Below are 26070 nucleotides of genomic sequence, written 5' to 3' on the forward strand. Positions count from 1 at the left end.
TTTTTTACAAAAGTTTATATTAATTTGACTTATAATTTAGTATAATTAAGTCTTTGTTTATATTAATTTTTTATTTGTTTAGAAATACTATCCAACAATCTATAACTAAGTCCACAAAAAAAGAGTTACTTTAGAAACTATATAAAGTAACTCTACAAATTTTATTTACTATCTTTTACCACTCACCTTTAAATTCTGAAATGTTATCCTTGTTAACTTCAACTTGCTTAATTTGTGTAACAGGTTCTACTTTTTCACCTTTTAAAATCTTAGATGCTTTTTCTACAACTAATGCTCCTTCTTCCACTGCAGACATATATGTTGTTCCATCTATTAATCCATCAGTTATAGCTTTTAATCCATCTTTACTTCCACCCAAACCTATAACTTTAACTTTATCTTTAAGACCAGCATCCTTTAAGGCTTGTCCTGCTCCTGTAGCAGAGTTATCGTCTTGGCATATTATAACATTAAAATCAGTTTTCTTTTGAATTAAGTCTTCTGTTACTTTTAAAGCTTGTTCTTTTTCCCAATTTGAAGTTTGATTATAAATTATTTGTATATTGCTATCTTTTAATTCTTTTTCAAGACCTTTTTTTCTTAATACTTGTGGAGTAGTCCCTGGAACACCTTCTATTAACACAGCTTTTCCACCAGCTTCTCCTAACAAGTTTTTAGCAATTTTACCTGTTAAAGCTCCTGTCTCTTCCTCATTTTGTCCTATATATGTAACTAAACCTTTGAATTCTCCTGTTGGGTTACTTCCTATAGAATTTGTAAATGCTATTATAGGAACCTCTGAATCATTAGCAGCTTTAACTATTCTCTCGCTCACAGCAGAATCAACTCCACACAATGCAATCATATCTACACCTTTAGCCATAAAATCTTCAGCTTGTGACAATTGTTTACTAGCATCCCATTGAGCATCTGCATATTCTACATTTACACCTAATTCTTTAGATTTTGCATCTATACCTTGTTTAGTTGCTACAAAGTAACCCGTTGAACCTGGTAGTAATACTGCTATTTTCTTTTCTCCATTTTTTTCTTTGTCACCACCATTTGAACAACCAACCAAACCAAATATCATAACAAGTGATAGCAACAATGCTAAATGTTTCATTAATTTTTTCATAAAAAAATCCCTCCTTATTTTTTATCTTGAAGCAAGCTTCTTCTTGCTATAAGAATCAAATCCAACTGCTGCTAAAATTATTAATCCTTTAAATATGTATTGGAAATATACATCTATTCCAAGAAGGTTAAAACTGTTGTTTATAACACTCATAAGTAACACACCTATAACAGTTTTAAGTACAGAGCCAGAGCCTCCTGCTACTGACGTACCTCCTATTACTACAGATGCAATTGCATCCATATCATACCCTTCGCCTGCAATTGCAGTTGCAGTCCCAAGTCTTCCAGTTAGTACAATACCAGCTATCCCTGCAAGTATAGCATTAATAATAAATACTTTTATCTTATGAGAGTCTACATTTATACCATTAAGTTTACTTGCTTCTTGATTTCCCCCTACAGAATAAACATATCTACCAAACTTAGTTTTATTAAGTACAATAAATGAAACTAACACTACTATAAAGAAAATTACTACTGGTATTGGTATATTAAACAAGTATCCATTTCCAATGTAATCAAGTATTGGTATATTTTCAGTAATTGGATATCCTCCTGTAAGCATCAATAGTAATCCTCTTACAATAGTGACCATAGCCATAGTGGCTATTAACGATGGTACATTTATCTTGGCAACTACTATCCCATTGATTAATCCTATTACTGCACAAATTGCTATACCTAAAAACATAGATACAAGCAAGTTAGTTCCACCAGTTGCAAATTTCATTGTTATAGCACCTGCAAGAGCTGCTACTGCTCCAACTGATATATCAAAGTTGCCAGATATTATAACAAAAGTCATACCTGCTGAAATTATTCCAATTATAGAAGATTGTCGTAAAAGATTAAGTATATTTTGCTTACCTAAAAATGATGGAGTTGCAATGCTTATGGCTATACATAAAGCAAAAAAACCTAGCAATACTCCATAATCTCTTAAATTCAATTTCTCAAAAGTCTTTTTCATCTCAGTCCTCCATTTTAATTTTTTATACATTAAATATACTGTTCATTATGTCTTGAACCTTTATATTTTCATTTTTTAAATCATCTACAATAGAACCTTCTCTAGTTACTAAAATTCTATCACTTACTCTTATTACTTCTTCTAAATCAGAAGATATAAATATTACTCCTATTCCTTTACTTGAAAATTCCTTTATTGTATTAAAAATATCTTCTTTCGCAGCAATATCTATTCCTTTTGTCGGTTCATCATATATTATTAAATCTAAATCTTTGTCTAGCCATTTAGAAACTACTACTTTTTGTTGGTTTCCACCACTAAGTTCCTTTACCTCTTGTTTTACATCACTAATTTTTATTCCTAGTTCTTTAACTCCTTTTTTAGAAAATTCAATTTCTCTATTTCTATCTATAAACAATAGTTTCTTAAATTTATCAATTTGTACTGATGCTGAATTAGTATATATAGCCTGCTCTAAAATTAACCCCAGATTTTTTCTATCTTCAGGAATCAATCCTATTTTATTCTTTATAGCAATTTTAGGAGATGTTATATCTACTTTTTTACCATTAATAAATATATCTCCACTATCTTTATTCTCTATCCCAAATATCAAATTTATTATTTCAGTTCTTCTTGAACCTACAAGACCTGCAAGACCTACAACTTCACCTCTATAAACTTTAAATGAAACATCTTTTATTTTATTAGACCAACTTATATTCTCAACTTCTAGTACTGGGGGTTCTTCATACTTTGCAAATGTATAATCCTTTTTCTCAATAAGTTTGTGATTATCATCACCTGTCATAAGTTGAGTTATTTTTAATTTATTTAAATCTTTTACATCATAAGTTCCAATCATAACTCCATTTTTCATTATACTTGTACTATCACATACCTTAAACACTTCCTCTAATATATGAGAAATATAAACTATAGTTTTACCTTTAGATTTTAATCTGTTTATTATTTTAAACAATCCTTCTTTTTCATTATTAGTAAGTGATGTTGTTGGCTCATCCATTATGATAATTTCAGAATTACATGAAACTGCTTTCATTATCTCAACCATTTGTTGATTTGCTATGCTCAAATTGGACACTACTATATGTGGGTCTATATTAAAATCAAAATCTTCACAAATCTTCATATATTCTTCTAGCATATCTTTCTTATTTAAAAACACAATTCCCTTTAAAGTTTCTCTACCAAGAAAAACGTTTTCTATAACTGTAAGTGTTGGTATTAAACTTAATTCTTGATAAATTATACTAATACCATTTTCTTTAGAATGATGTGGATTTTTAAACATAATTTCTTTACCCTTTAGGATTACTTTACCTTTAGTTTGAGCATGAACTCCTCCTAAAATTTTAATAAGTGTAGATTTTCCTGCACCATTAGCTCCCAAAAGAGCTCTTACTTCTCCCTTTTCTAATTCGAAATCTATACCATTTAAAACATCTACTTTTCCAAAACTTTTAAATATTTGTTGCATTTCCAATATTTTACTCACTATATCACCCCACTAATTCCTAAACCATTTTATAATTTCATCAATATTTTCTTTTGGTGCTGATAACAAGTCCCAAGATAAAACATATCCTTTTACTGCTGTCTTATTTATATTTAAAATATTTTCACTTATACATTTAGGTGTAACAGGAGCTATAATTTCTTTTTTATTAATTTCAATGCCTACATATATATCTTTAGTAAGATTTTTTGTCATAAAATTTATTTCTTCTAGTACAAATTTTATGGGATATACATCCCCTTCATACTCTGTAATCCCTAAAATATCTAAGAATTTTTGTTTTACAATCTCTTTATTTTCCTGTACAGATTCATCAATAAGTTTTTCAAATTCAAATGGTAAACCTGCTGGAGCTTTTGTAATTCTATACATCATCGGTTTTATAAAATCAGCTACCTCTTGTAGCCTTTCTAAATCTTGACCTGTAAAGTAAGAAATAAAGGGAGAAAAAGTATCTATGCCTATTTTCAATCCTTTATCTTTAAAATAACTACTTATATCTACTAATGCATTGTATATACTTTGATTTTTTATTTCGAAAAAATTTTCCCATATTTTATTTTTAAATTTGTATTTTCCATTAATGTATTCTGTTATGCCAAATGGAGTATCTTTATTACTTATCACTTTGTTAGATACATTATTCATTTCTATTATTAATGACTTTTTATCTATATTATTTTTTTCATATATATTTAAACAATCTTTACAAAAACAATTAAAAACACCATTTAACTTATTCGAAAAAGAAGCATACCTTATCTTATCTAGAAAAATTCCATCAAATTCAATTTCACTAAAATAAGTACTATATATTTTCTTTACATTTTCTATATTTTCCTTATTATTTGGACAATAAAATTCAAAGTTCTCATCTTCTTGTAAAGTATATCCCTTAACTTCTTTTCCAGTATAATCAATTAGTAAATTACTTTTTTCAAGCAATCCTATTTCCGAAAAGCATGGTAACCAAAGATATAATTCAACACTATATTTATTTAACAATTTTTTAGTTTTTATATATAACTCTTTATCTACATTCCAACCCATGATAACCTTTTCTATATCAATATATTCCATCAATTCTAATAGCTTACATTTTATATCATTAAATTTTATTTCTTTATTTTTAAATCCACCTGTAAAAATTTGTACTATCACTTTTTTTCTATCCATGTTTGACCCTCCTATCAGCTAATGCCATAGCAAGTCTTATACCTCCATATACAGGCTGATTTTCTTGAAGTATAAAGTTTAATTTTTTATCTATGTTTTCTGCTTTTAAATTATTCATTAACATTTGAGCATATATAGTTCTGTTTAATGTTCCACCAGACAAGACTATATTTATTTCATTTTTATCCTTTTTCATTGAATTATAGATTTTACTTAATATTACTTGAGCTAATTTAGATAATTCAATTGATGACTCTCTTAATATTTCAATAGCTAATTTATCTCCTTGTTCAGCGCAATCAATCACTAATGAAGCTAAATTTGCTATTTCAACATTGTTATTTATTTCAGTAATCATATATGTAAGTTTTTCAAAGCTATCTGCATTAAAGAAATATAAGACACAATTAAATAAATCACTATACTCATGACACTCATCACAATAAAGTAAGACCTTCTTTAATAATTTTCTTCCTATATCATATCCAGAGCCCAAATCACTAAAATTATATCCCCATCCACCAACTCTATATATTTCTCCATCTTCTCTAATTCCTAATACAATCGAACCTGTCCCAGCTACAATTACTAAACCAGGAGTATCAGTTTGTGCATAAAAGGCTAACACTGCATCATTTACTAGATACATTTTTTCTTTATTAAGTCCAATTTTTAATATTTCATCCATTATAATTTTATAATCATTAGGAGAATCACATCCTGATATCCCAAATACAGTGTACTCAATATCATCATAATTAATATGCAAATCTTTTAATATTTTCTCAAACCCATTATTAATATTTTCATATGTTTTTTGTATTCCAACTGACTTGTAATTAGTTGAACCAGTAGTGTACTCTTTAAGTATGTTTCCATCTAAATCACTTACACAAAATTTTGTCTTTGTTCCTCCTCCATCTATTGAAATCAAATATCTCACATTAATATCCTCCTTTTTTATTAGACAAGGAATATTGATAGTCAGTTTCTTTTAAACACATACTAATTACTCCATTTATACTTCCTTCTCTCAGTGACTCTACTTTTATTAATTTAGGGAAATTTTCTTCTCCCACACTCTTACTTACATCTTTCTCTATAAATTCCATATCAGCCTCAGTTAATATACTGCATTGTATAATCATAGCTTGTGGATTTAAGACACATACAAGAGTTCTTACAAAATTTGATATTATTGATAAGACTTCTTTTTTAAAATTATTATCCTTGCTCTCCAAATATCTTTTTCTTAAACTTAAAATATAATCTTCAATATTTAAGTTTTCATAATTATACTTATTAAACTCCATATTTAAATAACTTAATTCTCCAGCAAAATTTGTGGAACCTAAATATAACTCGCCATTTATAACTATCCCTGAACCAATACCATCTTCTAAATACATAAGAGCCATATTTTTATATTCATCTTTATACTGTTTTTGGTAAATTCCAATAGTAGTAATATTTGTATCATTTTCTATAAATACTTTAGTATTGTATTTACTCTTTATTAAAGTCTCTAGGTTTATACCTTCCCAACTTTTTATAGTTGGTATATTCTTAACCACACCATTTTTTACAACTCCTGGAACTCCAATCCCAATAGCTCTTATACTGTTTTCTCTTACCTTTTCTATTAAAGTATCTATAACAAAAAAAGTATCTTGGTTAACGTTTTCATAGGTATCCATTCTTATGTCAAATTCCTCTTGATAAGTTATATCCCCTAATAAATTTGCAACTACTCCTATACAGCTATTTCTATAATAATATAAAGCTATTATGTGTTCCAAATTTGCATTTATTTCAAATAATTGTGCTCTTCTTCCTCCAGTAGACTCACTTAATCCACTTACTTTTACCTCATTTTTTAAGGCTAATTGTTCTACAATTTTATTAACTGTAGCTAAACTCAATTCAGTAATACTTGAAATTTCTGGCTTCGTTATAGGACCTTCATTTTTTATAATGTTTTTTATTAAATCTTCATTTACTTTTTTTATCGTTTGTGGCTTTCCAACTATATTTTTCATAAACAACACCTTACTTTATAAACTTTATTTATTAAGTTTAGTATAATATCTTCAATACAAATTTGTCAATAAATTTTCAATAAAAAAGCCATTTCAATATAATCTAAAATTATTATGAAATGACGTTTCTATTGAAATAGCTGATTTAAAAACAAGTCTTTTAAAATCTATTTTTTAAACCTAACTTCAGCTGCCTTTGCATGAGCATACAGTCCCTCTTCTTTTGCTAACTTTTCTGCAACAGGAGCTAACGCTTTTATAGCCTTTTCATTCAATATCTGCTTTGTACAAGTTTTTATAAATGTACCAACCCAAACACCACCTGTGTATCTTGATGCTTTAAGTGTTGGTAATGTATGATTTGTACCTGAAACATAGTCACCAAATACTTCTGCAGAAAGATTTCCAATAAATAGAGAACCATAGTTAATTAATTTATCACAAATCTCATCATACTTCTCTACTGCAACTTCTAAATGTTCTGGTGCATAAAAATTACTTATTTTAATAGCTTCCTCAATATCATCAACTAAAATTATCTCTCCATTATTCTCCCATGAACTAGATGCTATATCTTTTGTTGGCAAATCTTCTAACATAATTTTTATATTTTTCTCAACTTCATTTGCTATTTCTAAGCTATTTGTCAATAATATACCTCTTGCATTTAAATCATGCTCACATTGTGCTAATAAATCAGCTGCAATATAAACTGGATTTGAAGTTTCATCAGCTATTATAAGAACTTCACTTGGACCAGCTACAAAATCAATTCCCACTTGACCATAACACTGTCTTTTAGCTTCAGTTACAAATTTATTTCCTGGTCCTACAATTATGTCAACTGGATTAATCTTTTCTGTACCATATGTAAATGCTGCTATAGCTTGGACACCTCCAGTTGCATATATTTCATCAGCCCCTGCTATGTCCATAGCTACCAACGTTTTAGGATTTATATCTTCAGTATTTTTCATAGTTGGCGAACATGCTACTATTCTTTTTACACCTGCAACTTTTGCAGGTATTATAAGCATAAGTGCTGTTGAAAATAATGGATATTGCCCACCTGGAACATATGCAAGGCATGATTCTATTGGAATATTAGTTTGACCTAAGATTACACCTGGATAAATTTCTTTTTCAAAAGAATTTTCAAAACTTGATTTTTGAGCTTTAGCAAATTCTCTTATATTTTCAGCAGCAATCTTCAGATTATTTATAAATTCATTATCTACATGTTTATAAGCTTCTTTTATCTCTTCTTTAGTAATTCTAAATTCATATCTTGTATTTTTATCAAACTTATCATTGTATTTTCTAAGTGCAACATCCTTATTTCTTCTTATATCTTCTATTATAGAACTTACTTGCTCTCTTAAAACCTTTTCATCTACCTTTTCTTTTGTGCTTGATGTTTTGATGCTTTTCATTTTTTACCTCCTAGTTTTACAATATTATTCTCATTTAAGATACATCAATAAATAAAAACTCCCACCCTCTATTAAAAGCTAGAGGATAGGAGTCTAATCATATTGTACTCACCTCACTAACTGAGCACTATTTGTCTAATAACTATACTTATATTTCTTCTAATCATTAATTTTTTTCTGAATTTTCTCTTTATTATACATAATATGATATATTTTAACTATTGATTTGTCAATGAAATTCTTTTATTTTCTACCACAGTTACAGTTAGGTTTATGGCATTTATGGCAACAATTGTTGTTTCCACCATTATTTCCATTTCTTCTAGCTTCACATTCCATACCTTTATCAAATAATCTAGCAGCTTCTGCTAAATATTCTATTCCTCTATAATTGAACTCAGAATATTCATCCCAGTATTTTTCTGCTTTTTCCCATAATTTTCTAGCTTCACATTCATATGCTAATGCTTCTTTTTTTCTTTCTGCAGATTCGCAGAATGCTTCTCTAGCTTCTCTTTCTCTTATTTCAGCTTCTCTTCTAAATCTTTCACAGTTTCTAGGTCTATTTTCTTCTTGATTTGAACATCCACAGTTTGAACCTCTTCTTTCTCTATCTTCATCGTATGCTGCTCTTTCATATTCTTCTCCATCATTTTGGAACCATTTAGCTGTAGCTTCTCCTCTTTCATACCAATCTTCTGGATAACCACCATTTGCATATTTTTTATTTTCCATATAACATATCTCTCCTTTTAATTTTAATTTTTTATGAGATGTTTTGTTTTATCTCATAGTATATAGTATTAAAATTATCAAAATATGTTACATATAAACTTATTTTTTCCCTTTTTTAACTTATTTTCAACATTTTATTCATTTTTTCGCAATATCCCTTATCTTTTATTAGACATAAACTGTTATTTATTTCATACTCAGAATCAGCATAAACCATAATAGCAAGCTCATCATCATCATTTAAAACATCATAATTTACTAAGCAATTCTCAACTATATTCAATATTTCATCTTTATTACATTTTTTAAATCTAAGAAGTGCTCCACATTTTTCTCTAACTATCTTATTAACCTGTATTTTATCTTTAGTAAAAGAATCTATACTTGAAACTCTATTATCTATTATATCAATCACATCTGAATAAACTGCACTTCCTGTTGCTAGACTTCCAGCTCCCTTACCTACAAAAGAAACTTCTCCTACTGAATCGCCATTTACTATAACAGCATTAAATTCATTGTCTATTCTAGCGAGTATATTATCTTTTTCTACTAGGACAGGTCTAACAAAAGCACTTACTTTATCATTTTCATACTTACTTTGACCAATTAATTTTATCTTACAATTTAATTTTTTTGCATATTCAATATCTTTTTCATCTATATCTGTAATTCCCTCTAAATATACATCTTTCCAATACACTCTATTATCATAAGCTAGAGTTGATAATATTGATAGTTTTCTAGCAGCATCATATCCTAATACATCTGACTCTGGATTGGCTTCAGCAAAACCTAATTCCTGAGCTTGCTTTAACGCCATATCATAAGATAAATTCTCGTCATACATTTTAGATAATATAAAGTTAGTAGTTCCATTTAAAATAGCATTTATACTATCTATGTTATTTCCTTCTAATGACTCTATTATTGGTTTTAATACTGGTATCCCTCCAGCAACTGAAGCTTCAAATTTTATACTTACCTTATTTTCACTTGCTAATTTTGCAAGCTCATCTCCACATTCAGCTAGCAAATCTTTATTTGCTGTAACAACATGAATTTTATTATTTAAAGCTTTTTTAATATAAGATAATGTTGGTTCTAAACCACCCATAACTTCTACAAGTATATCTATATCTTTTTCAAATATATCATCTATATTATTAGTTATTATATTAGAGTATTTTTTACCTTTATGTTTTTCTAGATTGTTAACTAAAATTCCAACTATTTCTATATTTCTTTTTTCTTTATTATTATCTATTATATCTATAAGTCCACTTCCTACAGTTCCATATCCTAGTACTCCAATTTTCACTTTATTCTCCATTTTATTATCCTCCTAAAATTTATAATTTTCCGATTTTTTTTTATTTTCAATCTTTTATTGCAATAAAAATAGACTCATCCCTAGATAAAGGGACGAGTCTATGCTCGCGGTTCCACCCAATTTGATTTCATCATTTATTGATAAAATCCACTTTATACTTTAACGCAGTTAACGGTTAATCTTACTAAAACCTTTCAAGGTAACTTCAGACCACAGCTCCTAGGTAGTTTTCAATTTTTCAAACTTAGAAAGTCTTTCAGCCTTTGAACTTTCCTCTCTGATAGTCGAACTAAATCTACTCTTCCTATTCATCGCTTTTATATTTTTTATGATTATTATAATTACTATTTATATTTTTAAATAACAAAAAACTCCCATCCTTATAACATAAGGACGAGAGTATTATTCCCGCGGTTCCACCTAACTTAATTTTCATATATTATGAAAACTCACTTTACACTTTAACGCAGTTAACGACTATTCTTACTAAAATCTATTAATATAGATAACTTCAGAAAGTAGCTCCTAGGTAGTTTTCAATCTCTCTAATTTAAAAAGTCTTTCAGCCGATGGACTCTTCTCTCTGGCAATCGAATTAGATTTACTCTTCCTATTCATCGCTTTTTATTTATTATGTTGTAATTTATTTTAAACCCTTCTAAAACAATTGTCAATAGTTTTTTAAAATTTTATCTATTTACACTTAAATTATAAATCCGAAAATTCTATTTCTAATTTTTTACTTAGTTCATCGCTAACTTCTCTTTTATAATTGCATTTTTCAGTATTATTTTCTCTTCTAATTGGCAATGAAACAATAAATTCACTTCCAATCCCAAGTTGACTCTTTAAACATATACTTCCATCATGTAATTCAACTAAAGATTTCACTAATGAAAGGCCAATTCCACTTCCTTTAACCCTATAAGAAAGTTCATTATCAATTTGTTCAAATCTATTAAATATCTTATCTATTTTTTCTTTTGGTATACCTATTCCACTGTCAGATATTTTCATTTTAAACATATCATCTTTCACACATAGAAATATATTTATCTCTCCATTTTCTTTATTATACTTAATTCCATTAGAAAGCAAATTTAATATTATTCTTTCCAATTTTTCTGAATCAAATAACATAGTAAATTCTTCTATTTCTGTATCAAATGTAAGTTGTATGTTATTTTGACTTGCGAAATCAGCTACAGACATACATATATCCTCTATAAATGAAATTATATCGGATTCTTCTGGTTTGAAATCTAAATATCCTGACTGCATTTTTGTAAAGTCTATAAAATTATTAACCAATCTTAATATTCTATTTCCATTCTGTTTTATCATACCTAGATTTCTTTTTAAAGTATCATTTGATTCTATTAAATCTGCTTCTTTTCTTTCTATTAATTGTAATGAAGACGAGATTAAATTTATGGGGGTTCTAAGTTCATGAGACAAATTTGCAAAGAACTCCATTTTGTTTTTATCCATTTCTTCTTCTAATTTTTTTCTTCTGCTTATATCTCTTGCTGTTCCAATTATTCCAATAACACTTCCATAACTATCAAAAAATGGTCTTTTTGTAATCTCAATACACTTATTTTCATTGTTCATACTTATATTTGATTCGAATGTAACCACCTTTTTATTTTCAACTACATCTTTATCACTTTTAAGTATCATATCTATTAAAGATTCTTCTGTTGATATTTTATAACTATTCTTTCCTAATAATTCTTCTTTATTCATACAAGCTAAATTTAAAAAACCTGAATTAAATCCAATGTAATTTCCATACACATCTTTATAAAACATATTCTCTGGAATTGAATGTTCAATCATCTTCATTAAGTTTTTTGAATTATAGTTTTTGTTACTATTTCCACTATATATTATATTATCTATTATTCCTATAGTTCCCAAAAGTTCATCTTCATCATACAAAAAATATTTTTCAACCATGAAGAATGTTTCTTTGTATTCAAATAGATTTTGTAAAAATCTTTTTTTACTCGATACACCTTCTATATAATCATTCCTAAATAATTTTCCGGTGCTTTCTCCCCATACTTCTACATCATTCTTCCCAAATATATCTTTTGTTGTTTTAATATTATTATTTAATATTGGAACTAAATTTTCGCTACAATCTATGTATATGCCTTCTTCATCTTTTATATAGGCTATTTTTTCTTTTTTATTAAAAGAATCGATTACTTGTCTGTAATCAAATACAATCTTGCAAAAATACAAAATTATATGTGATTCTCCTATTATTTGTTTTTTTATGTTTATCCAATTTTTGAGTGTTGGTATATATCTTTTTACACAGTTTACATTATCTGAAAATAACTCATTAAAATATTTCTTGGCTTTAAATACAGGTAATAAATCTAATATATTTTCGTCACAAAGTCCTTCTTCTAATTTTAATATTTTCCCCATACCTTTACTTATATATTCTACTCGATACTCTATATTTTCTTGTTCCTTTATAACTTTACAATATAAAAAAGGAACAGGTATATTTTTTATAAAATTTACATATTTATTATGGGTATCCATATCCTAACCACTACCTCTCAATGTTATTTACAATAGTACTCTTTAAGTAATTATATGACAATTTTCTATTAATTATAACATATTTTATAAGATTTTCTTGTAAATAAATTTAATTTTATGTAATTTATTATTTGTTTATAATTATTTGTGTCGCTTTTTTCTCATCAGTTATTATGTGTGTTATGTATCCAGTCTTCAATGCACCTGTTATTGCACTTACACTAGAATCTGAACATATGGCTATAACCTTTTTTGCTTTTTTTAATTTTTCAAGAGGTATTTGTATAACATAGTCATTATCACTTTTAATTATTTCCCCATACTTATTAAAATAATAAGATAAAAATGAACCTACTGCCTTCTCTTTTGTAAGCTTTTTCCCAAATCTAATTGCAGTAGCTTGGTCTGGTACCTGTGGGTAATTATCTATGGATAAAATTATTGTGTCAATATTATCCCATTTTTTCTCCATACTTTGATAATTTTCAGTTTTCAAATATATATCTCTTTCTTCACTACTAGTTGGGAATGCAGGCGCATATAAAAATACAGGACTAAATCCTGTACTATTTGAAAATACAGATATTAACTCATTAGGATGATATCCTTTGTTTGGTATATTTGCCATCCCAACTAATGGATATACCTCTCCTTTAAAAATACAATTATCATCACTCTTTTGCATTTCTTCCATTATATTACCTATAATATAACCCCACCCTATTCCTACATTACTGACCTTATTTAATTCTTCTTTTATATACTTTATTCCATGACTTAGTATAGTTTGTTGAGTTATATATTCAGTTTTAGCTTCTGGAACTATTAACCCGCCTTTAATACTAAAAATATCTTTTATTTGATTCATCAATAAATCATTACTAGAAAACAATTCTCTAATTTCTATTTTTACTATTCCAATCTCTTTTGCTCTATTTAACATCTTACTTACTAAGGGTCTTGATACACCTAAGATTTTTGCAATTTCTGCTTGAGTTTTATTTTCTTCATAATACATTTTTGATACTTCTACCAATTTCAACATTTCATTATCAATAGTCATATTTTCATCCTTTCAAAGTTGATTATAAATTAAAATTATATCATTAAATAAATTTTGTCAAGTTGTATTAATAATAAAAAAAGTCTAGAAAAATCCTAGACTTTTTAGCTTAAATATCAACATTCTTGCATTAATTCAATTATAAAACCACCATTAATTATAAATGCACATTTCAAGTTATCTCCTACATTAAAAGGTTCTACAATTACTTCATTCTCACTCAAGTATTTATCCATATTTTTTACTTTATATGCAACATGAGGATTCTTTTGCATTATTTCTGGAAGTGGACTTCCTTCAACAAATCTCAAGTATTCATATTTAAACTCTGTATATTTTGGGTCTGTTATATAAACCTTTAATTCTTCATTAAATTCCTCATGTTCTTGTGGTTTGTCTGTTATAACACCTATATGTACAAATTCCATAAATTTACCTCCAATATATTGAAATTTATGTATTATATTGATATTTATATACTTAACTTAGTATATATTACTTATACTCCTTCTTTAATTCTTCAAATAACTTATATGCTTGTTCTGGTGTATTGTTCTCGTGAACAATAGCTTTTATTGCTTTTATCATTGCTTTTGGACTTTCTGATTGGAATACATTTCTTCCCATATCAACACCTGCTGCACCTTCGTTTATAGCTCTATAAGCCATCTCTAATGCTTCTTTTTCTGGGACTTTTTTTCCTCCTGCTATAACTATAGGTACTGGACAAGCAGCTGTTATTTTCTCAAAATCTTCACAATAATAACTCTTTACTATACTTGCTCCAAACTCAGCTAGCATTCTAGTAGCTAATAAGAAATATTTTGCTGTTCTTTCCATTTCTTTACCTACTGCAACAACACCCAAAACAGGTATAGAATATCTATTTCCCATATCTATTGTTTTAACTAAATTTTCTATAGCTTTACATTCGCCTTCAGCACCCATAAATGTCTGTATAGCTAGACAAGATGCATTCATTCTTATAGCATCTTCTATATCAACTCCAATTACTTCCCTACTCATATCTTCTCTAAGAACTGAACTTCCTGCTGAACATCTAAGTGCTATAGCCTTATCCTGAATTGGACTTATACATGTTCTCAAAGCTCCTCTTGTAGCCATAAGACAGTCTGCATCTTCTATAAGGTCAGGTATTGAAAGGTCTAATCTCTCTAACCCTTGAGTAGGACCCATGATATACCCATGGTCAAAGGCTAACATAAGTGATTTTCCTGTTTTAGGATTGAATATTTTTGACAATCTATTTTTCATTCCCCAATCCACATTATCCATTCCTTTTAAATAAAAGCTTTGTTCTGGAGGTTTTATACCTACTCCGTAATCTTTTGGTAGTATTATTCCATCTTTATCTGCCATTTTTTATCTCCCTTTAATTCAATCTAATTTTTTTTAAAGTAAGGTGTATTACATGGTGAATTGAAATATCTTAACAATTCCTCATTCATTCTAGCTATAAATAGTTGGAATCCAGCTGTTTCTTGAGTAGTTAAAAGCTCTCCAACATGATTTGAAAGTACTTCTATATTTTTTTCTTGCAATATTTTATGACATTTTCTATACACTATTAGCATTTCCATCAAAGTAGTAGCTCCTGAGCCATTAACTATTAACATTACTTTTTCCCCATCTTTAATGTCTAAATCTTTAATCAAAGCTTGTGTCATTATTTCAGCAGTTTCATCAGCAGACTTCATTTCCATACGTCCACCTCCACCTTCTCCATGTTGCCCCATTCCTATTTCCATCTCATTTTCTCCAAGCTCAGAAATAACCATTCCTGTAGAAGGATGAGTAGCTCCCTTACATGCAACAGCTATAGTCGCCATATTATCAGCAAATTTTTGTGCTATTTCTGCAACTTCATCTAAAGATTTTCCTTCTTTAGCAGCTCCTGCAGCTATTTTATATAAAGGTATACAACCAACCAAACCTCTTCTATCATCACTATTTTCTCTTGGTGCATTTGCTATATCTTCTTGAGTAACAACTTTTTTAACATTAAGTCCTTCTTTTTTAACTTGTTTCATAACAAGATTTCCTGTCAACATATCTCCTGCATGATTAAGGACTACAAACAGTACACCTTTGCCTCTGTCAGCCATTTTTATAGCTTCTAAACAAGAATTTGGACCTGGGGCTGCAAATACATCTCCAACTACAGCTATATCGACCATTCCATCACCAACAAATCCACTCAATGCTGGTTCATGACCTGCTCCACCTAGAGTGACTATTGTTACTCTTTCTGCTTCTTCTAATTTTTTATTTATTACTAAATTGGAATCTGTAACTCTCAGTAGGTCTGAATTTGCAAGTTCTAAACCTTCTAAAACTTCTCTAGTTAAATCTTCTGACTGGTTAATAAATTTTTTCATTGGCATGATAAATTCCCCCTATTAAACTTGTTATATTTATTATTTAATTTGTTAATCTAATTTATAATGCGTTATATAAACCTTTAAACATCAGTGATATAGAAACAGCACCTGGGTCCATATGTCCTAGACTTCTTTCTCCTATACTTTTTGCTCGTCCAAATTTTGCTATGTAAGTTTTAGTATTCTCAGCACCTTCTACTGCTTTTTCATAAGCTAATCTAAAGATATCTACTATGTCATTACTCTGTACATTATAAATAGCATCTATGGCTGGATATAATGCATCTACCAAAGTTTTTTGACCTATTTTAGCAGTAGAAATAAGAGATAAATTTTCTCTTGCTTCATTAAACATACCTTTTATTTCTTCTATTTCAAGTTCATCTTTATCATCTATTCCTTCAGCCATTCCCTCAAATATAGTCCCCCATAAAGGTCCTGCTGAACCACCATTTACATTCATACATAAAGTACTTAAATCTTCATTGATTGATTTTATGCTATCATTTTTATTTTCTTCTAATGCTCTTTTTTTCATACAATCTGCTATTCTATCTATAGTAACCCCATGGTCACCATCTCCAACTACACTATCTAATTCACATAAATATATCTTATTTTCTTTTAATATTTCCGCCGCACTTATCAACATTTTTTTCCATGTAGTAGTTGATAACATTGAACCATCTCCTTATTAATATCTTGATTCAATATTATCATATGTAATAACAAATGTAAATTATTTTTAGAAAACGTTTTTACAAAATTTACATTTGTTATATTAAATAATGTTTCTTTTTTTAAAGTTTACTTTAAACTTTCATTTCTTATCTTTCTAAAATACAGTCTTGAATTTACTTCATAGCCTATAACAATAGACCAACTGCTAAAATACATCCATGTCATAAGTACAATTATTTCAGCTATACTTCCATAGATTACTTCATAGTTAGCATAATAATTTGTATAATAAGAGTACAAAAATGACACTAAGAACCAAGAAAATGTAGCAAAAATAGCACCTGGTGCAGATTCTTTAAGAGTCAACTTTTTATTTGGTGTATATTTATACAAAGCTGTAAATATAACTATTATTGTTAAAATACCTACAGAGTATCTTAAAATATCCCATATCCTTATAAATATCTTATCTAATCCTATAAAATTAAAAATAAAATAACCTATTTTCTCTCCATAAACCAGAAATATCATAGATAAAAAAATTAACACTAAAAGCATAATTGTAAATAAAAATGATATAGATAGGATTTTAAAAAAAGACCTAGTTTCTTTAACTTTATACGCTCTATTCATCCCTTTAATAAGAGCTTTTACTGCTCTTGAAAATGTCCACATAGTAAGTCCAAAACTAACAGCTAAAAAATTTAAACTTCTATTATCTATTGCAGAAACTATAATTGAAGATAATACATCAAAAGCACTTTCTGGCATCATATTTCTAAAAAGTTCTATATATTTATTTAAATGAAGAACTGGTATATATGCTATAGAACTTATAGTAAATATTAAAAAAGGAAATATAGACAGCATCAAGAAAAAAGATACTTCTGCTGACTTTGAACTTAATTCACTGTAATTAGATTTTGCAACTATATATTCAATCAATTTTTTATCTATCCCAAACATAAATATCCCCTTTTCTCTCAAATTAATTTCATTATACAATATTAATTATACTCAGATTCATACCATAATATAATTATTTAAGTAAAAATAACATAAATAAAAGCTGAAAATAACAATTCTACTAACATTTCTATATTCTAATCAATGAAAGTAAATTATAATTTTCAGCTAAATAAATATTATCATAAAACTATCTTATAAGATAGTTAAACATCTTTTATTTTAATTTTTCAACCATAATATCTATATATTCTTTTAGACCACTTAGTTTTTCATCTGCTTCAACCTCACTAGCTCCTTTTACAGCTATGTAGAATTTAAGTTTTGGCTCTGTTCCAGATGGTCGTATTGCTACCCAAGATTCATCTTCCAAGAAGTATTTTAAAACGTCAGACTTAGGAAGATTATCTATACCTTTTTTATAATCTTTTTTATCCACTACTTTGATATCATTTATATAATCAATTTGATTTTCTCTAAAGTAAGATATTATTTCTTTTATCTTTTCTACTCCTTCTATACCCTTTAAAGTCAAAGATATAGTCTGCTCTTTAAAAAATCCATATTTCTTATAAAGTTCTATTAGACCCTCATATAAACTCATACCTTTTGAATAGTAAAATGCTGCCATTTCAGATATTAATAATGAAGAAACTACTCCATCTTTATCTCTCGCATGAGTACCAACTAAATAACCATAACTTTCTTCATATCCAAATACATAATTTCTGTCTTTATTTTGTTCAAATAGTTTTATTTTCTCACCAATAAACTTAAAACCTGTAAGAACATTTAACACATCAACATTATTGGCTTTGGCTATATCTGCTCCAAACTCTGATGTAACTATAGTTTTTATCATTGTAGAATTTTCTTTTAATTTATTATTTTCTTTTAAACCTTCTATTATATAATGTGTCAACATACCACCGATTTGATTACCTGTAAGTAGAGCATACTCTCCTGTGGTAGTTTTTACAGCTACACCCACTCTATCGCAGTCTGGGTCAGTTGCTATTACAAGGTCTGCTCCTTTTTCTTTTGCAAGTAATATTCCTCTATTTAAAGCTTTTTTCTCTTCTGGATTTGGATAATCAAGACCTGCAAAATTTGGGTCTGGATTTTCTTCTTCTGGAACTACAATTATATTTTCAAATCCAACTTCTTTTAATGCTCTTCTTATTGGTATATTACCTGTTCCACAAAGAGGTGTATAAACTATTTTAAAAGTTTTACCTACATTTTTAACTAGGTCTGTTCTTATAATTTGACTCTTTACTGCTTCTATAAATTCAGTATCCTGTGATTCATCCAATAAAATAACTAAATGTTTATTATCTTCACTTAAAGTTGGTATTATACTGTAATCATGTATACTATTTACTTTCTCAGTTATTGCATTTGCTATATCTGGCATAACTTGTGCCCCATCTTCCCAGTATACCTTATATCCATTATATTCAGGAGGATTATGACTGGCTGTTATAACTATACCCGCTATTGCATTTAGATTTCTAACTGCAAAAGATAATTCTGGAGTGGTTCTTAAACTATCAAATATATATGCTTTTATACCACATGCTGCCAAAGTATTTGCAGACTCTATACAGAATTCTCTAGACTTGTGTCTATTATCATGAGCTATCACTACTCCTCTATTTTTTTCTTCAGCTGTCGTATTTTCTAATATATAGTTAGCCAATCCAAAAGTAGCTCTTCTAACTGTATATTTGTTTATTCTATTTGTACCTGCTTCGATTATACCCCTAAGACCAGCAGTACCAAATTCTAAGTCCTTATAAAATCTATCTTCTATTTCTTTTTCATTACCTTTTATCTTATCTAATTCTATCTTTGTATCTTCATCAAAATATGAACTTTTTACCCACTCTTCATAAGTTTTCCTATAATCCATAATAAAATCCTCCCTATCTTATGTATTTATTATAATTGTATAAACAAATATCTTTTATATAATTATACTTCTTCTGTATATTTATTAACTGAGCTAATAAATATATCTGCCATTATTCTATGACCTTCTTTTGTTGGATGTAATCCATCAAAATACAAGTTTTTATATCCTTTTTGTTCCATGCACTTATTATATCTCGAATAAAAATCTACAAACTCAGTATTAAATGTTACACTAAACTTTTTTACCCAACAATTATATAATTCTAACTTTTTGGATACTAGATTAAAATCAGTAAAACGACTCCAATCTTCTCTAACATTTGGAATATCTGGTTTCAATGGTATACCTATTATAGGTATGATATTTTTTGAATATGCTTGATGCACCATAGCCATTATATTAGAATTAATAACTTCATTTCCTGCTCCAACAATCAAATCATTGGTACCACCCATTATAAAAACTATATCAGGAGAATTTTTTACAACATCTTCATTAAATCTAACTAACATACCACTTGTTGTATCACCATTTATACCCTTATTTATTATTTCTAATCGAGTCTCTTTATTCACAATGTTTGTCCATGAATTACTTCGTGATACTCCAAACCCATATGTTAAACTGTCTCCTAAGCAGACTATTTTCATCTTATCCCCCCTTAGATATATTTTTATGTTTCAAGAATAATCTAACAGTTTAGTTAATTCATATTTTATACTTTTTTATCTTTCAAGTAAAGTTATTATAGTTACTAATTTAATGTAGATATATATCTATACTCTTTCTTCCCCAATTTGATGCACTTCCTTCACTATTCATAAAAATATCTATTCTGTTACCTTTAATTGCACCTCCACAATCTTCTGCTACAAAAGTCATACCCAATTTAGGTATATATACTTTTGTTCCATATGGTATTATACTAGGGTCGACTGCAATAACACCCCATCTTGGAGTCGTTCCAGTCGATGTTATTGTATCTCCTGCATATGCAGTAGCAACCACTTTCATATGTTTTCCACCTCTTATATTTGCTCCTCTTGATGCAATCAATACTTTTTCTTTAGTTCCATATTTTATAATTTTTGTAGTTGGCTCCTTAGATATTAATTCTTTTGATAAGATTTTTTTGACTAACTTTCCATCATGGTAAGTTAATTTATAGACTAGTTTTTTTTCTCCTTCTTTTCCTTCTTGATAGACCTTAGATTTTCCTTTTAATAAATTACTATCATTCACATGCTTTGTCTCAAATGGAATCTTTTCAATTTCTTCTTTTTGATTATTAGTTACTTTTACAACTTTTATTTGCATATCATCTTTTAATTCTGTATCTAAACTTGGATTAATTTTATCTTCAGAATTACACTTAATACCCTGTTCATCCAAGAGTTCTTCAACTGTTTTTTTAAATGAAGAGACTTTTTGCTCTTGACCTTTAACTATTAAACTTATATCTTCTTTATTTAATATAGAATAAATACTTACCAAACTCAGCAAAATTGATACACTCAATAAAGATGATATTATTATCCTCTTTTCTCTTTTCTCCATAATAATCTCCTTCCCTATTCAAACTTCAAATTAGTATTATTCATTACAGATTTAATCTTATATTATATATGTATATTATAGCTTTCAAAATTTATGTAACTTTTTTGTAACTTCTAAAATCATTAAAATCATTTTTAGACAGTTTAAAAGCCATCACACATACTATTTTTAAATAATCAGTGATTAATATAATAATTTGAAATAATATCATAAACAATTTATCTTTCATCCTAAAAAAGATGGACATAGAGGAAACAAAACGGAAAGATGATACACAGATTAAAACACATTGTATACCAATATTGACTATGATAAAATGAATTCATATGCAGATTAGAAATTTTTATGATTGGGAGGAACAAAATGAAATTTGAACGTTTAAGAACCAGTAAAGATAGATTATACTATAAAGCTATGGAATTATATAAAACTAGTTTCCCATTTCATGAGCAGAGAAAGTCTTCTTTGCAATCAGAAATTATGGGAAATGAAGAATATCAATTCAATTTAATTTATGATAAAGACAAGTTTGTTGGCATAATTTTGTGTTGGGAAACAGAAAGCTTTATTTATGTAGAGCATTTTTGTATTTTTCCAGAAATGCGTAATAATATGTATGGGCAAAGAACATTGGAACTTCTAAATAAAAGAGGAAAAACTGTTATTCTAGAAATTGACCCTCCTATTGATGATATTTCAATCAAACGTAAGGCTTTCTATGAGAGAGTAAAATATAAGGCAAATGATTATGAACATATTCATCCACCATACCAAGATAAATTTAGTGGTCATAATCTAGTTGTAATGTCTTATCCAGAAATTCTATCTAAAATAGAATATGATAAGTTTAATCAATACTTAGGGAACCATGTAATGAATTTCTAGATACAGTCCCTCTCTATTGAACTTTGCAAAATATCATAATAATTATATAAAGCAGTTGATTCACTATAATTAGCTGCTTTTTTAATATTAATTAATGTTATAAAATAAAAGATTCCTTTTTCTTGAACAAAAGAATTATTCCATAAATTGGACTATACTATGAAATTCTTTTCTATTTTCGCACAATAAAGGAGATAATTCAAATTTTTATGTTGAAACATCTCCCTTTAACTTAAGTAATCTTTAAGTCTTATATTAAATTTTTATTTATTATTTATCTTTTAACAATTTCTCTAATTCCAAAAGATTTTCAATTACAGACTCAAAAATTGGCTCGTCTCTAAGTTCATTATAACTATCATCACTAAACACAATTAACAGATTCGTATATACATTAAAAGTATAGGAATTTTTAGATTTTACTTTATCAAAAAATCTCATTTGGCTAACATCCAAATTTTCATGTATGGGATATTTCTCTAATATTTCTTTTAAACTATATAAAGCTTCTTTAGCCTCTTCTTTCATATTAAAAAATAAAAACGTTAAAGATAATTCCATATAATCCATATATATATTAAAAAATGCACCTTTATCTTCACTAAGTATTTTTTTTATTTCTAAAGAAAAGTTTGCATACCCTAGTAACTTATCTTTTATATATTCCATTTCTTTCTCTATTACTTTTTTATTAGAATCTCCATCCTCCAATTTTTGCTTTAATTCCTTATATTGATATTTGTATATATTAATTATTCCTTTACAATCCATACTTACATTGAATACATTAGTGAACAATTTATTTTGAAGCAATATTTCTGCTTCTTCCAACCTATTTTGATTTAAATATATCATAGCTAAATTGACACTTGTATCTCCTATTGGTTCATGTATCATACTTAAGTACAACTCTGCCTTTTTATAATCTTCCAACATATAATATGCATTTGATAATATAATGAGTGCTGTTTCTTTAATTTGAATATCATCTGTATTTCTTACTATATCTTCAAGAATATTTGTTGTTTCTTTTACTTTGTTGTTCAACTCATTCTTACCAAATTTATATGAATACATCTGGTACAGTGAGCATATCTTTAATTTTAATAAATAACATTTAGGATACTTATCTATGTACATATTAGAAAGTTTTTTCACAGATTCTAAGTCTTCTTTACATTCTTCTTTTGGTTCTTCTGTTGATAAATCAATTTCAATCCCAGCAAAAATTGCTTCTAATTCTTGATAAATTTTCATTACTTCTTCTTCACTTAAATCAATCTTATAATTCATAAGCTTATCAATAGATACATTAAAAAAATCTGCTAATAGTGGTAATAATTCTATATCAGGATAAGAATTTCCACTTTCCCATTTTGATACTGCTGGTGTTGAAACCCCTATAAATTTTGCCAATTGCTCTTGAGTCAGATTTCTTTCTTTCCTAAGAGTTTGTATGACTTTACCTATTTTAATTTGCATATATACCTCCCTAGTACATCTGTTGTAATTTAAGTATATAAAAAAAGTATTTACTAGTAAATCGAGGCAAAGTTAATAAAATGTTCATAATTTAACCATTGGTTATATTTTAGTCTAAAATTTTCTTTCATTGACTTAAAGTAGATTCCACATCTAATGATAATAATACATGCTATTAATAATCTATTTGTAATCACACTTATTTATACTATAAGTGACATTATCATAAAGAGCACATTTAATATAAATAAATCATTTATAGAGCTAATACTATAAGACTAATATTACATTATATACATTTCTTTATTACAATCTGTCTATTTTATTATTTAGCCAACAGATTATGTCCTCAAATACTTCTTCCTTATTTATCTCATTTAATAATTCATGTCTTCCATCTTTGTAAAGCTTACAAGATACATCTTTTACCCCTAAATTTATATATCTGTCCCTCAGTCTTAATACTCCCTTTCCATTTTTTCCTATAGGGTCTTTATCACCAGATATTATATAAATAGGAATATCAAGAGGTATTTTTTTTAGATTTTGCTTATCCTCAATTTCTTTTAATCCTTGAATCAAATCATAAAAAAAACCACAACTACACACTACTCCACAAAATGGGTCATTTATATATTTCTCAACTTGTTCTCTATCTCTACTCAGCCAATCAAATTTAGAGTTTTTATTTCTTTTTATGATTTCTCCACCAAATATCAAATCATTTATTTTATTACTTCTTGAATTTCTTCCATGTTTTTTAATTTCATGATTAATTATCATATGGGCAAAATTTAAGATAATCCCTTGTTTTCCATTTGAACCGCATAGTATAAGACCAGACAAATTATCATGGTAATCCATTATGTATCTTTGACTTGCAAACGAACCCATACTATGTCCAAATAAATAAATTGGTAAATTCCCATTTTCCTTTTTTATAATATTTGTTAAAGTGTGCATATCTTCTACAAGACATCTAAATCCTTCTTTTTCAGCTAAATGACCAACATTTTCTATTGTCTTAGCAGTCTTTCCATGACCTCTATGGTCGTTAATATATACTATATAGCCATTTTTAGTAAGTCCTTTAGCAAAAGGCTCATACCTTTGTGCTGTTTCAGCCATTCCATGTGAAATTTGGATAACAGCTTTTGGATTGTTTATATTTTTATCTTCCCATTTGTATGTATATATATCTAAATCTTCCTCTCCTTTGAAAGTAAAGTTTGTACACTTCATAATTATCCCTCCAGATTGATTTTATTCAGTATATTAACTTATATATTATATTACAAGTATTTTCAAGTCAAAATCTTTCTATATACTTTATGATTTACTAACCATTGATACAAATGACTATACAAAGTTATATAATAATTTAACAACTTAAATCTTAATATAAAAAATAATACCTAGATATACTTGGACATCATATTGACATTAGAATCAATTCATGATATTCTGTTTTCGTTAAAATACAATCCAAAGATAAAGGAGATATTTCATGGATTATTCAAATGAATTAAAAGAACTCTTTCTAATGAATCAAACTTATGCTACTCTCTTTACCCTTACAAACAAAATACAAATAGAAGGAGATAAATATTTTGGTATACTTACTTCAAGACAGTATATGACTATTTTATCTATTCTCCATTTACCAGAAGAAGAAACAACATTAAATAATATCGCAAGAAAAATGGGTACAAGTAAACAAAACATAAACAGACTAGTTTCTAATCTTGAAAAAAGTGGATATGTTAAAGTAGTTCCAAGTCCTCATGATAAAAGAGCTATTAATGTTAAAATTACAGACTTAGGAAGAGAAGTTATGATAACATGTAGTAAAATTGGAATAAATTTTATGGCTGATGTGTTTCATGAATTTAGTAAAGATGAACTGGAAACTTTATGGAGTTTACTAAAAAAAATGTACCGTTTTAATGGTGAAGAACAAGATGGATTTGAAGAAGATGCTAATTTTATGGAAGATGAAGAACTAGATAAAATCAAAGCTGAACTACTTGAAGAGTTTTCAAGAAGAAGAAATGAGATAAACAAAACTTACTAATATTATAATATTTATAAAGGTATATAAATTTAAAATTAATTTTTAAAAAATAAAAATTTTAATTTCTCAATACTACTAACAAAATGATTAAAGTGATATTTGTTAGTTATA

At 27.6% G+C, this 26070-nt stretch carries 23 protein-coding genes and 2 other annotated features; of the genes, 2 read left to right on the forward strand and 21 right to left on the reverse strand.

The features are described from left to right. Nucleotides 1–175 precede the first annotated feature (175 nt). The 19 genes from Q3223_RS16525 to Q3223_RS16615 form a co-directional block, all read right to left on the reverse strand. Complete coding sequence (locus tag Q3223_RS16525) at nt 176–1138, reverse strand: sugar ABC transporter substrate-binding protein (protein ID WP_223195520.1); 963 nt, start codon at nt 1136–1138, stop codon at nt 176–178. Between the two features lie 21 nt (nt 1139–1159). Further along, nucleotides 1160–2110, reverse strand: a complete 951-nt coding sequence (locus Q3223_RS16530) for an ABC transporter permease (protein ID WP_407812220.1) — start codon at nt 2108–2110, stop codon at nt 1160–1162. Between the two features lie 22 nt (nt 2111–2132). Further along, on the reverse strand, nt 2133–3629 hold the full coding sequence (locus tag Q3223_RS16535) for a sugar ABC transporter ATP-binding protein (RefSeq protein WP_243193029.1): 1497 nt from the start codon (nt 3627–3629) through the stop codon (nt 2133–2135). 12 nt (nt 3630–3641) lie between these two features. Continuing rightward, complete coding sequence (locus Q3223_RS16540) at nt 3642–4826, reverse strand: hypothetical protein (RefSeq protein WP_407812221.1); 1185 nt, start codon at nt 4824–4826, stop codon at nt 3642–3644. After that, entirely contained in the window at nt 4819–5769 is a 951-nt protein-coding gene (locus tag Q3223_RS16545) for an N-acetylglucosamine kinase (RefSeq protein WP_054270072.1), read from the reverse strand. The genes Q3223_RS16540 and Q3223_RS16545 overlap by 8 nt, the downstream gene beginning before the upstream one ends. A gap of 1 nt (nt 5770) precedes the next feature. Beyond that, nucleotides 5771–6865: an ROK family protein gene (locus Q3223_RS16550; protein WP_074179029.1), complete on the reverse strand. Its 1095-nt coding sequence runs from the start codon at nt 6863–6865 to the stop codon at nt 5771–5773. Between the two features lie 167 nt (nt 6866–7032). Further along, entirely contained in the window at nt 7033–8298 is a 1266-nt protein-coding gene (hisD, locus tag Q3223_RS16555; protein ID WP_054270070.1) for a histidinol dehydrogenase, read from the reverse strand. Between the two features lie 243 nt (nt 8299–8541). Next, nucleotides 8542–9033 (reverse strand): exosporium morphogenetic protein CdeM, encoded by a 492-nt coding sequence (gene cdeM, locus Q3223_RS16560; protein ID WP_054270069.1) that lies wholly within the window; start codon nt 9031–9033, stop codon nt 8542–8544. Nucleotides 9034–9148: 115 nt separating this feature from the next. Beyond that, nucleotides 9149–10366, reverse strand: a complete 1218-nt coding sequence (locus tag Q3223_RS16565; RefSeq protein WP_054270068.1) for a homoserine dehydrogenase — start codon at nt 10364–10366, stop codon at nt 9149–9151. An 85-nt stretch (nt 10367–10451) separates the two neighbouring features. Next, nucleotides 10452–10687 (reverse strand) — a binding site (T-box leader). Between the two features lie 65 nt (nt 10688–10752). Further along, nucleotides 10753–10993: a binding site (T-box leader), on the reverse strand. Between the two features lie 81 nt (nt 10994–11074). Continuing rightward, a complete protein-coding gene (locus Q3223_RS16570; protein ID WP_054270067.1) occupies nt 11075–12931 on the reverse strand; it encodes a PAS domain-containing sensor histidine kinase in 1857 nt (618 codons plus the stop codon). A 127-nt stretch (nt 12932–13058) separates the two neighbouring features. Then, a complete protein-coding gene (locus Q3223_RS16575; RefSeq protein ID WP_054276542.1) occupies nt 13059–13994 on the reverse strand; it encodes a sugar-binding transcriptional regulator in 936 nt (311 codons plus the stop codon). 116 nt (nt 13995–14110) lie between these two features. Continuing rightward, the gene (locus Q3223_RS16580) at nt 14111–14422 is read right to left on the reverse strand and encodes a hypothetical protein (RefSeq protein ID WP_054270065.1); all 312 of its coding nucleotides are present in this window, start codon (nt 14420–14422) and stop codon (nt 14111–14113) included. Nucleotides 14423–14489: 67 nt separating this feature from the next. Further along, nucleotides 14490–15374, reverse strand: a complete 885-nt coding sequence (lsrF, locus tag Q3223_RS16585) for a 3-hydroxy-5-phosphonooxypentane-2,4-dione thiolase (RefSeq protein ID WP_054270064.1) — start codon at nt 15372–15374, stop codon at nt 14490–14492. 23 nt (nt 15375–15397) lie between these two features. Next, nucleotides 15398–16399 (reverse strand): dihydroxyacetone kinase subunit DhaK, encoded by a 1002-nt coding sequence (locus Q3223_RS16590; protein WP_167640462.1) that lies wholly within the window; start codon nt 16397–16399, stop codon nt 15398–15400. 55 nt (nt 16400–16454) lie between these two features. Beyond that, entirely contained in the window at nt 16455–17075 is a 621-nt protein-coding gene (dhaL, locus tag Q3223_RS16595; protein WP_054270062.1) for a dihydroxyacetone kinase subunit DhaL, read from the reverse strand. Nucleotides 17076–17203: 128 nt separating this feature from the next. Further along, nucleotides 17204–18043 (reverse strand): YihY/virulence factor BrkB family protein, encoded by an 840-nt coding sequence (locus Q3223_RS16600; protein ID WP_054270061.1) that lies wholly within the window; start codon nt 18041–18043, stop codon nt 17204–17206. 217 nt (nt 18044–18260) lie between these two features. Beyond that, nucleotides 18261–19958 carry a phospho-sugar mutase gene (locus tag Q3223_RS16605; RefSeq protein ID WP_054276540.1) on the reverse strand — a complete coding sequence of 566 codons (1698 nt, stop codon included), beginning with the start codon at nt 19956–19958 and terminating at the stop codon, nt 18261–18263. Between the two features lie 62 nt (nt 19959–20020). After that, nucleotides 20021–20611 (reverse strand): SGNH/GDSL hydrolase family protein, encoded by a 591-nt coding sequence (locus Q3223_RS16610; RefSeq protein ID WP_054270059.1) that lies wholly within the window; start codon nt 20609–20611, stop codon nt 20021–20023. Nucleotides 20612–20720: 109 nt separating this feature from the next. Next, a complete protein-coding gene (locus Q3223_RS16615) occupies nt 20721–21518 on the reverse strand; it encodes a 3D domain-containing protein (protein WP_074179024.1) in 798 nt (265 codons plus the stop codon). A gap of 363 nt (nt 21519–21881) precedes the next feature. Between Q3223_RS16615 and Q3223_RS16620 the strand changes: the two genes are divergently transcribed. Further along, on the forward strand, nt 21882–22403 hold the full coding sequence (locus tag Q3223_RS16620; RefSeq protein WP_407812222.1) for an N-acetyltransferase: 522 nt from the start codon (nt 21882–21884) through the stop codon (nt 22401–22403). Nucleotides 22404–22673: 270 nt separating this feature from the next. Here Q3223_RS16620 and Q3223_RS16625 read toward each other — a convergent pair whose 3' ends face one another. Together Q3223_RS16625 and Q3223_RS16630 are read right to left on the reverse strand one after the other, a co-directional pair. Continuing rightward, nucleotides 22674–23885 carry a helix-turn-helix transcriptional regulator gene (locus Q3223_RS16625; protein ID WP_284181865.1) on the reverse strand — a complete coding sequence of 404 codons (1212 nt, stop codon included), beginning with the start codon at nt 23883–23885 and terminating at the stop codon, nt 22674–22676. A 306-nt stretch (nt 23886–24191) separates the two neighbouring features. Then, nucleotides 24192–25127, reverse strand: a complete 936-nt coding sequence (locus Q3223_RS16630; protein ID WP_219673497.1) for an alpha/beta hydrolase — start codon at nt 25125–25127, stop codon at nt 24192–24194. A gap of 265 nt (nt 25128–25392) precedes the next feature. Here Q3223_RS16630 and Q3223_RS16635 point away from each other — a divergent pair, with 265 nt between their 5' ends. Next, entirely contained in the window at nt 25393–25959 is a 567-nt protein-coding gene (locus tag Q3223_RS16635) for a MarR family winged helix-turn-helix transcriptional regulator (RefSeq protein WP_407812223.1), read from the forward strand. The last annotated feature ends 111 nt before the right edge of the window (nt 25960–26070 follow it).

The organism is Clostridioides sp. GD02367 (genome assembly GCF_045900275.1).
In the GTDB taxonomy this organism is placed as follows: domain Bacteria; phylum Bacillota; class Clostridia; order Peptostreptococcales; family Peptostreptococcaceae; genus Clostridioides; species Clostridioides difficile_A.